This window comes from Streptomyces sp. NPDC031274, from assembly GCF_055570235.1.
In genome coordinates, this window is the sequence record NZ_JBVIHP010000020.1 from 114,495 (window position 1) to 127,126 (window position 12,632).

Annotated in this window: 12 protein-coding genes; 10 read left to right on the forward strand and 2 right to left on the reverse strand. The window is 70.9% G+C overall.

Features of this window, described 5'->3' with window-relative positions; translation table 11 throughout:
• The first annotated feature begins 71 nt into the window (after positions 1 to 71).
• The 7 genes from ACZ5CR_RS29250 (at position 72) to ACZ5CR_RS29280 (ending at position 8,895) form a co-directional block, all read left to right on the forward strand.
• On the forward strand, positions 72 to 866 hold the full coding sequence (locus ACZ5CR_RS29250) for a TIGR03084 family metal-binding protein (RefSeq protein ID WP_468862728.1): 795 nt from the start codon (positions 72 to 74) through the stop codon (positions 864 to 866).
• Positions 863 to 2,689, forward strand: coding sequence for an acyclic terpene utilization AtuA family protein (locus tag ACZ5CR_RS29255; protein ID WP_468862731.1), 1,827 nt, complete (start codon positions 863 to 865; stop codon positions 2,687 to 2,689). Before ACZ5CR_RS29250 ends, ACZ5CR_RS29255 begins: the two co-directional genes overlap by 4 nt.
• On the forward strand, positions 2,686 to 4,287 hold the full coding sequence (locus ACZ5CR_RS29260) for an acyl-CoA carboxylase subunit beta (RefSeq protein WP_468862733.1): 1,602 nt from the start codon (positions 2,686 to 2,688) through the stop codon (positions 4,285 to 4,287). The genes ACZ5CR_RS29255 and ACZ5CR_RS29260 overlap by 4 nt, the downstream gene beginning before the upstream one ends.
• A 59-nt stretch (positions 4,288 to 4,346) precedes the next feature.
• Entirely contained in the window at positions 4,347 to 6,257 is a 1,911-nt protein-coding gene (locus tag ACZ5CR_RS29265; protein ID WP_468862735.1) for an acetyl/propionyl/methylcrotonyl-CoA carboxylase subunit alpha, read from the forward strand.
• A gap of 26 nt (positions 6,258 to 6,283) precedes the next feature.
• Entirely contained in the window at positions 6,284 to 7,450 is a 1,167-nt protein-coding gene (locus ACZ5CR_RS29270; protein ID WP_468862737.1) for an acyl-CoA dehydrogenase family protein, read from the forward strand.
• 87 nt (positions 7,451 to 7,537) lie between these two features.
• On the forward strand, positions 7,538 to 8,272 hold the full coding sequence (locus ACZ5CR_RS29275; protein ID WP_468862739.1) for an enoyl-CoA hydratase family protein: 735 nt from the start codon (positions 7,538 to 7,540) through the stop codon (positions 8,270 to 8,272).
• A complete protein-coding gene (locus tag ACZ5CR_RS29280) occupies positions 8,260 to 8,895 on the forward strand; it encodes a TetR/AcrR family transcriptional regulator (RefSeq protein ID WP_468862742.1) in 636 nt (211 codons plus the stop codon). The genes ACZ5CR_RS29275 and ACZ5CR_RS29280 overlap by 13 nt, the downstream gene beginning before the upstream one ends.
• Before the next feature lie 36 nt (positions 8,896 to 8,931).
• Here the strand turns inward: ACZ5CR_RS29280 and ACZ5CR_RS29285 are convergent, their stop codons facing one another.
• The gene (locus ACZ5CR_RS29285) at positions 8,932 to 9,666 is read right to left on the reverse strand and encodes a helix-turn-helix domain-containing protein (RefSeq protein WP_468862744.1); all 735 of its coding nucleotides are present in this window, start codon (positions 9,664 to 9,666) and stop codon (positions 8,932 to 8,934) included.
• A 325-nt stretch (positions 9,667 to 9,991) separates the two neighbouring features.
• On the opposite strand from ACZ5CR_RS29285, the gene ACZ5CR_RS29290 reads away from it, so the two are divergent.
• From ACZ5CR_RS29290 to ACZ5CR_RS29300, 3 genes are all read left to right on the forward strand, one after another.
• Positions 9,992 to 10,660 carry a DUF4097 family beta strand repeat-containing protein gene (locus ACZ5CR_RS29290; protein ID WP_468862884.1) on the forward strand — a complete coding sequence of 223 codons (669 nt, stop codon included), beginning with the start codon at positions 9,992 to 9,994 and terminating at the stop codon, positions 10,658 to 10,660.
• 64 nt (positions 10,661 to 10,724) lie between these two features.
• Positions 10,725 to 11,699 carry an ATP-binding cassette domain-containing protein gene (locus ACZ5CR_RS29295; protein WP_468862746.1) on the forward strand — a complete coding sequence of 325 codons (975 nt, stop codon included), beginning with the start codon at positions 10,725 to 10,727 and terminating at the stop codon, positions 11,697 to 11,699.
• A complete protein-coding gene (locus tag ACZ5CR_RS29300) occupies positions 11,696 to 12,481 on the forward strand; it encodes an ABC transporter permease (protein ID WP_468862747.1) in 786 nt (261 codons plus the stop codon). The genes ACZ5CR_RS29295 and ACZ5CR_RS29300 overlap by 4 nt, the downstream gene beginning before the upstream one ends.
• On the opposite strand, the gene ACZ5CR_RS29305 is transcribed toward ACZ5CR_RS29300, so the two are convergent.
• Complete coding sequence (locus tag ACZ5CR_RS29305; RefSeq protein ID WP_468862750.1) at positions 12,439 to 12,618, reverse strand: hypothetical protein; 180 nt, start codon at positions 12,616 to 12,618, stop codon at positions 12,439 to 12,441. The two genes, ACZ5CR_RS29300 and ACZ5CR_RS29305, sit on opposite strands and share 43 nt — an antisense overlap.
• Positions 12,619 to 12,632: the final 14 nt, after the last annotated feature.

A 12,632-nucleotide genomic window follows, 5' to 3' on the forward strand; every position in this document is an offset into this window, starting at 1 on the left:
GGGCACTTCCCCAAGCTCTCAACTTCGTTCGAGCAGGGGGGACCCCATTCGTGCCCCGAGGGGAGCGCTCCGTGTCCGAAGCTGTGCCCGTACTCGACGATCTGCGCCGTGAGAGCGAGGAACTCGACCAGCTGGTAGGGGGATTGAGTGGTGAGCGCTGGGCGCTGCCCACCCCCGCCGAAGGCTGGACCGTCGCTCATCAGATCGCCCATCTCGCCTGGACCGACCGCGCCGCGCTGACCGCCGTCACCGATGGTGACGCCTTCGGGCGGCTCGTCGAAGAAGCCCTCGCGGCTCCCGATTCGTTTGTCGACGACGGGGCCGAGGCGGGGGCCGGGCTGCCGCCCGCCGCGTTGCTCTCGCAGTGGCGCGCCGGGCGTGACGACCTCCTGAAGGCCCTGACGGCAGCCCCGCGCGGCACCCGCTTTCCCTGGTACGGGCCGCCCATGTCCGCCACCTCCATGGCGACCGCCCGCCTGATGGAGACCTGGGCCCACGGCCAGGACGTCGCCGACGCGCTGGGTCACGTACGGGTGCCGACGGACCGGCTGCGGCACGTGGCCCATATCGGGGTGCGGGCCCGGGACTTCGCCTTCGGGGCGCGGGGGCTGAGCGCGCCGGGTGACGCCTTTCGCGTCGAACTCCGGCTGCCCTCCGGTGAGGTGTGGGTCAGTGGGCCCGAAGACGCCGGTCAGCGCGTGACCGGGCCCGCGCTCGACTTCTGTCTCCTCGTCACCCAGCGCGCGCACCGGGACGATCTCGCCGTGCGCGCGGAAGGCGCCGATGCCGAGCGGTGGCTGGACATCGCTCAGGCCTTCGCGGGGCCGCCGGGGCCCGGGCGGCCCGCCAAGGAGCGCAGCCTGTGACCGGCCCGCTGCGGGTCGGCAACGCGTCCGGGTTCTACGGCGACCGCTTCGACGCCATGCGCGACATGCTCACCGGCGGCCCCCTCGACGTCCTCACCGGCGACTATCTCGCCGAGCTGACCATGCTGATCCTCGGGCGCGACCGGCTGGGGGACCCCACGCGCGGGTACGCGAAGACCTTCCTGCGGCAGCTGGAGGAGTGCCTGGGGCTCGCCCAGGAGCGGGGCGTCAAGATCGTCGCCAATGCCGGTGGGCTGAATCCCGGTGGACTTGCCGATGCCGTACGGGAGTTGGCGGACCGCCTCGGGATGGGTGAGGTGCGGGTCGCTCATGTGGAGGGCGATGATCTGGGGTCCCGCTTTCCGGGCGCCCTCACCGCCAACGCCTATCTCGGCGGCGCCGGAATCGCCGCCTGCCTGAGGGGCGGGGCCGACATCGTGGTCACGGGGCGCGTGACCGACGCCGCCCTCGTCACCGGGCCCGCCGCCGCGCACTTCGGGTGGGGTGAGGCGGGCTTCGGGTGGGGCGAGAAGGACTTCGGATGGGGTGAGGCGGACGGCGATCTCGACCGGCTCGCCGGTGCCGTCGTCGCCGGGCACATCCTCGAATGCGGGACGCAGGCCACCGGGGGCAACTACGCTTTCTTCGGCGCGCGCCCGGCCGACTATGGGCGTCGGCTCGGCTTTCCGGTCGCCGAGATCCATGAGGACGGTTCCAGCGTCATCACCAAGCACGACGGCACGGGTGGGTTCGTCGACGTCGGCACGGTCACCGCCCAGCTGTTGTACGAGACCTCCGGCGCCCGGTACGCCGGGCCCGACGTCACCGCCCGGCTCGACACGGTCACCCTCGCCCAGGAGGGGCCCGACCGGGTACGGGTCTCCGGGGTGCGCGGAGAGGCCCCGCCACCGGATCTGAAGGTCGGACTCAATCGGCTCGGCGGCTTCCGCAACGAAGTCGTCTTCGTCCTCACCGGGCTTGATGTCGAGGCCAAGGCCGATCTCGTGCGTGCCCAGGTCGATGACGCCTTCGAGCGGAGCAAGGCCCGCCCTGCGGACGTCCGTTGGGAGCTTGCCCGCACCGACCGGCCGGACGCTCCGAGCGAGGAGACCGCATCCGCCCTGCTGCGGCTCGTCGTGCGCGACCCGCAGCAGGAGCCCGTCGGCCGCGCCCTCAGCGGCGCCGCGATCGAACTGGCCCTCGGCAGCTACCCCGGATTCCACGTCACGGCGCCCCCGGGCAAAGGCGCGCCCTACGGAGTCTTCGAGGCCGCGTACGTCGAGCGCGGGACCGTCGATCACGTGGCCGTCCTGCCGGGAGGTGAGCGGCGGCGCATAGAGGACGGCGGCGGCAGCCTCGTACTCGAAGATCTCGATCAGCCGCCGCTGCCTCCACGCCTCCCCGGCAGCCCCACCCGCCGCGCGCCCCTCGGCCTCGTCGCCGGAGCCCGCAGCGGTGACAAGGGCGGCGATGCGAACGTCGGCGTGTGGGTGCGTACGGACGACGCCTGGCGGTGGCTCGTCCATGAGCTGACCGTCGAGCGGTTCCGTGAACTCATCCCGGAGGCAGCCGAGTTGACCGTCGTACGGCATGTCCTGCCGAATCTGCGGGCGCTGAACTTCGTCGTCGTGGGCATCCTCGGCGCGGGGGTCGCGTCCCAGGCCCGTTTCGATCCGCAGGCCAAGGGCCTCGGCGAGTGGCTGCGCGCCCGCCATCTCGACATCCCGGTCGCGCTGCTCGACATCCCGGTCAAGCCGCTCGACATTCCGGTCGCGCCGCTCGAAGCGACCGCCCCCATCGACCCGACGGAGGTACACCCGTGACCGTCCTCGCGTCCGCGCTCGACCCCGCGAGCGCCGAGTACGCCGAGCACCGCGAGGCCATGCTCGCGGGGCTCACCGAGCTCGACGCCGAGCAGGCCAAGGCGCTTGAGGGCGGCGGCGAGAAGTACGTCGCCCGGCACCGGGGGCGCGGCAAGCTGCTCGCCCGGGAGCGGATCGAGCTGCTCCTCGACCCCGACACGCCGTTCCTGGAGCTCTCGCCGCTCGCCGCCTGGGGGAGCGACTACCCCGTCGGCGCGTCGATGGTCACCGGCATCGGTGTCGTCGAGGGCGTGGAGTGTCTGATCACCGCCAACGACCCCACCGTGCGCGGCGGGGCCAGTAACCCGTGGACCCTGAAGAAGGCCTTCCGGGCGCACGAGATCGGGCACGCCAACCGGCTGCCGTCCCTCCATCTCGTGGAGTCGGGAGGCGCCGATCTCCCGTCCCAGAAGGAGATCTTCATTCCGGGCGGTGCGCTCTTCAAGCACCTCACCCAGTCGTCGGCCGCCGGGATACCGACCGTCGCCGTCGTCTTCGGCAACTCGACGGCGGGCGGCGCGTACGTCCCCGGCATGAGCGACCACGTGATCATGGTCAAGGAGCGCGCCAAGGTCTTTCTCGGTGGTCCGCCGCTGGTGAAGATGGCCACCGGCGAGGAGAGCGACGACGAGTCGCTCGGCGGCGCCGAGATGCACGCCCGTACCTCCGGCCTCGCGGACTATCTCGCCGAGGACGAGCGGGACGCGCTGAGGCAGGCCAGGCGGGTCGTGAAGCGGCTCAACTGGCGCAAGGCGTACGCCGATCCGGCGGGTGTCGTCGAGCCTCCCAAGTACGACGGGGACGAGCTGCTCGGCATCGTGCCCGGCGATCTCAAGGTGCCCTTCGACCCGCGCGAGGTCATCGCCCGCATCGTCGACGGCTCCGACTTCGACGAGTTCAAGCCGCTGTACGGGTCGAGCCTCACGACGGGGTGGGCCTCGCTCCACGGCTATCCCGTCGGCATCCTGGCCAACGCGCAGGGCGTGCTCTTCAGCGAGGAGTCGCAGAAGGCCGCCCAGTTCATCCAGCTGGCCAACCAGCGGGACATCCCGCTGCTCTTCCTGCACAACACCACCGGCTACATGGTCGGCAAGGAGTACGAGCAGGGCGGCATCATCAAGCACGGCGCGATGATGATCAACGCCGTCTCGAACTCGCGCGTCCCGCATCTCAGCGTGCTGATGGGGGCCTCGTACGGCGCCGGGCACTACGGCATGTGCGGGCGCGCCTTCGACCCGCGCTTCCTCTTCGCCTGGCCGAGCTCCAAGTCCGCCGTCATGGGACCGCAGCAGCTGGCGGGGGTCCTGTCGATCGTGGCCCGCGCCTCCGCCACCGCCAAGGGGCAGCCCTACGACGACGATGCCGACGCCGCTCTGCGCGCCATGGTGGAGCAGCAGATCGAGTCGGAGTCGCTGCCGATGTTCCTGTCCGGCCGCCTCTACGACGACGGGGTCATCGACCCCCGCGACACCCGCACGGTCCTCGGCCTGTGCCTGTCCGCGATCCACACCGCCCCCTACGAGGGCGCGCGCGGTGGCTTCGGCGTCTTTCGGATGTGAGGACCCCTCCCATGACCCATTCCGCGACCCCTCCCGTGTCCCATTCCGCGACCCCTCCCATGACCAGTTCCATCAGCACTCTGCTCGTCGCCAACCGTGGCGAGATCGCCGTCCGCGTCTTCCGCACCTGCCGCGACCTGGGCATCGCCACCGTCGCCGTGTACTCCGACGCCGACGCGGACGCCCTGCACGTCCGTGAGGCCGACTCCGCCGTGCGGCTGCCGGGCGCGGCGCCCGCCGACACGTACCTGCGCGGCGAACTCATCGTGAAGGCAGCCCAGGCCGCCGGCGCGGACGCCGTCCACCCCGGCTACGGCTTCCTCTCCGAGAACGCGGACTTCGCGCGTGCCGTCATCGACGCCGGGCTCGTGTGGATCGGGCCGCCGCCCGAGGCGATCGAGTCCATGGCCTCCAAGACGCGCGCCAAGGAACTCATGGGCATCGCGCCGATGGGCCTTGACGACGTCACCGAGGGCGATCTGCCAGTTCTGGTGAAGGCGGCGGCCGGTGGCGGCGGGCGCGGCATGCGCGTCGTACGGGAACTGAGTTCCCTGAAGGGCGAGTTGGAGGCTGCCCGCGCGGAGGCGGCCAGTGCCTTCGGGGACGGCGAGGTCTTCGTCGAGCCCTATCTGGAGGGCGGTCGGCATGTCGAGGTGCAGATCATGGCCGACGCGTACGACACCGTCTGGGCGCTCGGGACGCGGGACTGCACGCTCCAGCGCAGGCATCAGAAGGTCATCGAGGAGTCCCCGGCGCCGGGTCTCGCCGCCGGTCTCGTCGAGGAGCTGCACGCGCAGGCCGTGCGCGCGGCGCGCGTGACCGGGTATCGCGGGGCGGGCACGGTGGAGTTCCTGGTCGCGGGGGACCGGGCGCACTTCCTGGAGATGAACACGCGGCTTCAAGTCGAACACCCGGTGACCGAGGCGGTGTTCGGGGTCGACCTCGTGGCGTCGCAGATCCAGGTCGCGGAGGGCGCGCGGCTCGCGGAAGAGCCGCCCCTCGCGCGCGGGCACGCCGTCGAGGCCCGCCTCTACGCCGAGGACCCGGCGGCGCAGTGGGCCCCGCAGACCGGCATCCTCCACCGGCTCTCCGTGCCGGGCGTGCGGCTCGACACGGGGTACGTGGACGGCGACACGATCGGCGTGCACTACGACCCGATGCTGGCCAAGGCCATCGCGTACGCCCCCACGCGTGCGCAGGCCCTGCGCGCCCTCGCGGGAGCGCTGGAGCGTGCGGTCGTGCACGGGCCCGTCACCAACAGGGAGTTGCTCGTACGTTCCCTGCGGCACCCGGAGTTCGTCGAGGCCCGTATGGACACGGGCTTCTACGACCGGCACCTCGCCGAACTCGCGGCCCCCGCGCCGGACCCGCACGCCCCGCTGGCCGCCGCGCTTGCCGACGCGCACGGGCGCTCGCGGTTCGGCGGCTGGCGCAACCTCGCGTCGCAGCCGCAGGTCAAGCTCTTCCGGAGCGAGCCGGACGGCACCGAGCACGAGGTCCGCTACCGGCACACACGCGAGGGCCTGAGCGCGGAAGGGGTGCGGGTGCTCTCCGTGTCCGGGGAGCTCGTCGTACTCGAAGTCGACGGTGTGCGAAGGAAGTTCGTGGTCAGCCGGTACGGCGGATGCGGTCGGTACGGCGACGAGGGGCGCGTGTACGTCGGCAACACCGCACTCACCGCGCTCCCGCAACTCCCCGAACCCACCACTCGGCAGGAGCCGGGATCCCTGCTCGCCCCGATGCCCGGCACCGTCGTGCGCCTGGCCGAGGGGCTCGCGGAGGGGGCGCGGGTCACCGCCGGGCAGCCCCTCATCTGGCTGGAGGCCATGAAGATGGAGCACCGCATCTCCGCTCCCGCCTCCGGCACGCTCACCGCCCTGCACGCCGAGCCCGGCCGCCAGGTCGAGGTCGGCACGCTGCTGGCGGTCGTAGACGTCGTAGACGTCGTAGAAGCCCCTGAAGTCGCCTGAGCCGTCGTACAGGAGGAGCAATCCGTATGAGCACCGTCCTCGAAACCGAAGAGCACCAGGCCCTGCGCGCGGCCGTCGCCGCACTCGGCAAGCGCTACGGCCGCGACTACATGACCCGCGTCGTGCGCGACGAGGGCCACCCCGACGAGCTGTGGGCCGACGCCGCCAAGCTCGGCTACCTGGGCGTGAACCTGCCCGAGGAGTACGGCGGCGGAGGCGGCGGCATAGCCGAACTCTCCATTGTCCTGGAGGAGTTGGGGGCGGCAGGCTGTCCGCTCCTGATGATGGTCGTCTCGCCCGCCATCTGCGGGACCGTCATCGCCCGCTTCGGCACCGAGGAGCAGAAGCGGGCCTGGCTGCCCGGTCTCGCCGACGGCAGCCGCACCATGGCGTTCGGCATCACCGAGCCCGACGCGGGCTCCAACTCCCACCGCATCACGACGACCGCGCGCAGGGACGGCGCGAGCGGCGACTGGCTCCTGACCGGCCGCAAGGTGTTCATATCGGGCGTCGACATCGCCGACGCGACGCTCATCGTGGGCCGTACGGAGGACGCAAGGACCGGCAGCCTCAAGCCCTGCCTCTTCATCGTGCCGCGCGAGACGGAGGGCTTCCAGCGGCGGCGGATCGAGATGGAACTCCAGGCGCCGGAGAAGCAGTTCGAGCTGACCCTCGACGACGTACGGCTGCCCGCCGACGCGCTGGTGGGCGACGAGGACGCGGGGCTGCTCCAGCTCTTCGCCGGGCTCAACCCCGAGCGGATCATGACGGCGGCGTTCTCGCTGGGCATGGCGCGCTACGCCCTCTCCCGGGCCGTCGGATACGCCAAGGAACGCAGCGTGTGGAAGAGCCCGATCGGCGCCCACCAGGCGATCGCGCACCCCCTCGCACAGGCGCACATCGACATCGAACTGGCCCGCCTGATGATGCAGAAAGCCGCCCGGCTCTACGACGAGGGCGACGACATGGGCGCCGGTGAGGCCGCCAACATGGCCAAGCTCGCCGCCGCCGACGCGTGCGTGAAGACCGTCGACCAGTCGGTGCACACCCTGGGCGGCAACGGCCTGACGAAGGAGTTCGGCCTCGCCTCGCTGATCGTGGCGTCGCGGGTGGCGCGGATCGCCCCCGTGAGCCGGGAAATGATCCTCAACTACGTGTCCCACCAGACACTGGGGCTGCCCAAGTCGTACTGAGCCGCCCCCCCATTGCCGTCTCGCGAACTTCCCCCTCGTCCACTTCTTCGTCCACCTCTCCCAACGCTCTCAACTGCTGGAGATTCCATGGGTCTTGTGTACGCGCCCCCGGAGCGCGGCATCGTCACGCTCACCCTGGACAACCCCGCCAACCGCAACGCGCTCTCGGCGGGGCTCCTCGACGGGTTCGCGGAGGCGCTCGACGACTGCGGAAAAGACCCCGACGTGCGGGCGGTCGTCCTCACGCACACCGGCTCGACGTTCTGCTCCGGCGCCGATCTGCGGGAGCCGCCGGACCCGGCCGTCTTCGTGGCGCTGCTCCGGCAGATCGTGGAGCTGCCGAAGCCGGTGGTGGCGCGGGTGGACGGGCATGTACGGGCGGGCGGGCTCGGCCTGCTCGGCGCCTGCGACATGGCGGGCGCGGGGACGGGGGCGTCGTTCGCGCTGACGGAGGTACGGATCGGGGTGGCGCCCGCGGTCATCTCCATGCCGCTGCTCGCCCGGCTCGACCCGGGCGCGGCGTCCCGCTACTTCCTCACCGGGGAGCGCTTCGGCGGGGCGGAGGCGGCGCGGATCGGTCTGGTGACGGTGGCCGGTGACGACGTGGACGCGGAGCTCGGGCCCCTCATCGACGGGCTGCGGAAGGCGGCGCCGCAGGCCCTGGCCGAGACGAAGAAGCTGCTCACGGCTAGGGTGCTCGACGCATTCGACCACCACACGGACTCCCTCATCGCCCTGTCCGCGCGGCTCTTCGCATCGGCGGAGGCGCGGGAAGGAATGGGGGCTTTCCTCGAACGACGGGAGTGCCCATGGGTGCTGTGACCGCGGCTGATCGTGCCGATCGTGATCGCTCGCCCACGCATCGCTCATCCACGCATCGCTCGCCCAAGCAGGACCGCAGCCGCGCGACGCGCCAGCGGCTCCTGGAGGCCGCGGTGGCGTGCCTCGCCGAGAGCGGCTGGGCGGGGTCCACGGTCTCCGTGGTCGCCGAGCGGGCGGGGGTCTCACGGGGAGCGGCCCAGCACCACTTCCCCACGCGGGAGGACCTTTTCACGGCGGCGGTGGAGTACGTCGCCGAGCAGCGGTCCACCGCGCTGCGGGCGCTCCCGGCGCAGGACAGGGCGTCGGTGGTCGCCGCCCTGGTCGATCTCTACACCGGGCCGCTCTTCCGGGCGGCGCTGCACCTGTGGGTCGCGGCGTCCAACGAGCCTCAACTGGGGGCGCGGGTGACGGAGCTGGAGGCGCGGGTGGGCCGTGAGACCCACCGGATCGCGGTGCGGCTGCTCGATGCCGACGAGTCGCGGCCGGGGGTGCGGGAGACGGTCCAGGGGCTCCTGGACATGGCGCGCGGCCTCGGCCTCGCCAACCTGCTGACGGATGACGGGGCGCGCAGGGAGCGAGTGGTGGGGGAGTGGGCGAGGCTGGTGGAGGGCGCGCTGGGGTGAACTCGCCCCAGTGCCTGGAGCGCCTGGAGCGCCTGATCACTCGTCCGATGTGCGGCTCGCCTCGGGCTTCGTGTGGAGGATCTCGCGGGCCTGTTCCGCGGCGCGGGCGGTGCTCTCGCTGACGAAGTCGAGGTAGCGGGCGATGTTCTCCAGGCGGATGGCGGCCGGGGTGTCGGGCCCGAGGATGGCGACGCCCTGCTGTGTGGTCTCGACGATCTGGGTGAGGGCCCGGGCGCTGGCCTTCATCGACTGGTACCAGACGTCGTCGTCGACGACGTAGCGCTCCCGGCGGCGTTCGTCGCGCTCTCGACGGACCAGGTCCTGACCCTCCAGGAACGCGATCGCCTTGGAGACGGACGCCGGGCTGACCTGGAGATGCCGGGCGAGTTCGGCCGCGGTGACGCTGCCCGTGTCCGTTGTGTAGAGGCAGGCAAGGACCCGGGACATCATCTTGGCCAGGCCCGACTGCATGAAGACGGTGGTGAGCGTCTCCTCGTACTCACGTACGGCCTCGGGGTCGCGTCCGTGGACCTGCGGCGGCGCCTCCGCGTCCCGGGGCGCGGCCTGCCTGCGCTGGTGGGCGCGGCGTTCGGTCGCGCGGTGGGCCAGGTCCGCGCGGTAGCCGGTGGGGCCGCCGTTGCGCATGACCTCGCGCGTGACCGTCGAGGTGGGGCGGTCGAGACGTCTGGCGATCTCCGCGTAGGCGAGGCCGTCGGCCAGGCCAAGCGCGATCTGCTGACGTTCCTGCTGGGTGAGTCTGCCTCCCGGCATCGCGGTCTCCTCGGCTTTCTGGCTCTCTGGCCCTCTTCGGCTCTCTTCAGGCCTCTTCAGCTCTCTCTGAGAGCCGCCAGCATAGCGTTCACTCTCATTGCATTGCAACGATCAGAGGCCTCTCGTTGCATTACACACAGGAGCATTGCAACGAAATACTAGCTGTGACCTGCTGGAATGCAGATTCCTCGCAATGAAGCAATTGAGGGAACCGCGAATGCAACGTAGCGTTCACGACATCAGAAAGAGCAACGGGCACGACGAACACCACGAACACGAACACCACGACCACGAACACGAACACCACAGACACAAGGAGCACACCATGCAGAAGTTCGACACCTCCGCCCCGGTCACCACCGTCCTCGACATCCCCGCCGGGCGGATCCAGTTCATCGCCGCCGACCGCGCCGACACCACGGTCGAGGTCCTGCCCGCCAACGCCTCGAAGAGCGGCGACGTGAAGGCCGCCGAGCAGGCCGAGGTCACCTACGCCGACGGCGTCCTGCGGATCCGGGTCCCCGAGGGCAAGAACCGGGTCTTCGGCAACTCCGGTGCCGTCGAGGTCACGGTCCAGCTGCCCGCCGGGTCCCGTGTCGAGGCGAAGTCCGCCGCCGCGGAGTTCCGGGGCGTGGGACGGCTCGGTGACGTCGTCTTCGACGGCGGCTACGGCTCGGTCAAGCTGGACGAGGCCGCGAGCGCCCGCCTCACCGGCCACGACGCCACCATCACGGTCGGCCGCCTCACGGGTGACGGCGACATCAGCACCCAGCGGGGCGACGTGAACGTCACCGAGGCCACCGGCGGCACGCTCACGCTCAACACCCAGCAGGGCAACATCACGGCCGGCGCGGCTCGCGGAGTCTCCGCCTCCCTGGACGCCGGTACCAGCTACGGCCGGATCGACAACTCGCTGAAGAACAGCGACGGCACGCCCGGCCTCGTCATCAAGGCGACCGTCTCCCAGGGCGACATCACCGCCCGCAGCCTCTGACACCTCTGACACCTCTGTCACCTCCAACGCCTCTCGACCTCGCAGCTTTGAAGGAGCACTCCTCATGACGAACCTGGCCATCGCGGCGCACGGGCTGCGCAAGGCTTACGGCGACAAGACGGTCCTTGACGGCATCGACCTGGCCGTCCCGGAAGGCACGATCTTCTCCCTGCTCGGCCCGAACGGGGCGGGCAAGACCACCGCCGTCAAGATTCTCTCCACCCTCGTCGGCGCCGACGCCGGCGAGCTGCGGGTCGGCGGCCACGACCTGGCCGTCGCCCCGCAGGCGGTCCGCGCCGGGATCGGCGTCACCGGGCAGTTCTCCGCCGTCGACGGCCTGATCACCGGCGAGGAGAACATGCTCCTGATGGCCGACCTGCACCACCTGTCCAAGCAGGAGGGCCGACGGGTGGCCGCCGAACTCCTTGAGCGTTTCGACCTCACCGAGGCGGCCAAGAAGCCCGCATCCACCTACTCCGGCGGCATGAAACGCCGCCTCGACATCGCCATGACCCTGGTCGGCGACCCCCGGATCATCTTCCTCGACGAACCGACCACCGGCCTCGACCCCCGCTCCCGGCACAACATGTGGGGCATCATCCGCGGCCTCGTCTCCGGCGGGGTGACCGTCTTCCTCACCACCCAGTACCTGGAGGAGGCCGACGAACTCGCCGACCGCATCGCGGTGTTGAACAACGGCAAGATCGCCGCCGAGGGCACCGCGGAAGAACTGAAGCGGCTCGTCCCCGGCGGGCACGTCCGCCTCCGCTTCACCGACCCGGACGCCTACCAGTCGGCCGCCGCCGCCCTGTCCGAGGTCACCCGCGACGACGAGGCGCTCGCTCTCCAACTCCCCAGCGACGGCACCCAGCGCGAGCTGCGCTCCATCCTCGACTGGCTGGACTCCGCGGGCATCGAGGCCGACGAGCTCACCGTGCACACCCCCGACCTCGACGACGTGTTCTTCGCCCTCACCGACAGCACCCACGTCCCCGCCCAGGCCGCACAGCCGAACCAGCCCAAGGAGAACGTCCGATGAGCACCCTCTCCCTCGCCGTCCGTGACTCGTCCACGATGCTGCGCCGCAACCTCCTGCACGCCCGGCGCTACCCGTCCCTCACCCTGAACCTGCTGCTGACACCCGTCATGCTGCTGCTGCTCTTCGTCTACATCTTCGGCGACGTGATGAGCGCGGGCATCAGTGGCGGCGACCGCTCCGACTACATCGCCTACCTCGTGCCGGGTCTCCTCCTGATGACCATCGGCAGCACCACGATCGGCACCGCGGTGTCCGTCTCCACCGACATGACCGAGGGCATCATCGCCCGCTTCCGCACCATGGCCATCCACCGCGGTTCCGTACTCATCGGACACGTCGTCGGAAGCGTCCTGCAGTGCATCGCCAGCGTGATCCTCATGGGGGCCGTCGCCGTGGCGATCGGCTTCCGCTCCACCGACGCCACCGCCCTGGAGTGGCTCGCGGCCTTCGGACTGCTCACGCTCTTCGCCCTGGCGCTCACCTGGATCGCCGTCGGGATGGGCATGGTCAGCCCCAACGCCGAGGCCGCGGGCAACAACGCGATGCCGCTGATCTTCCTCCCGCTCATCTCCAGCGCCTTCGTCCCCATCGACGCGATGCCGGGCTGGTTCCAGCCGATCGCCGAGTACCAGCCCTTCACCCCGGCCATCGAGACCCTGCGCGGCCTGCTCCTCGGCAGCGAGATCGGCGACAACGGCTGGATCGCCATCGCCTGGTGCGTCGGACTCGCGGTGCTCGGCTACTTCTGGTCGGCCTCGAAGTTCAACGGCGACGCGAAGTAGTCGCCGTGACCGCGCGGGCGGCCCTCCCGCGACCCGCCCCACACCCGGCCCTCCCGCAACTCGCCCCACACCAAGGCGGCGTACACCGACACCATGTCGGAGTACGCCGCCTCGTTCGTACGCCTACCGCTGTTCACCGGCGTTCACGGCT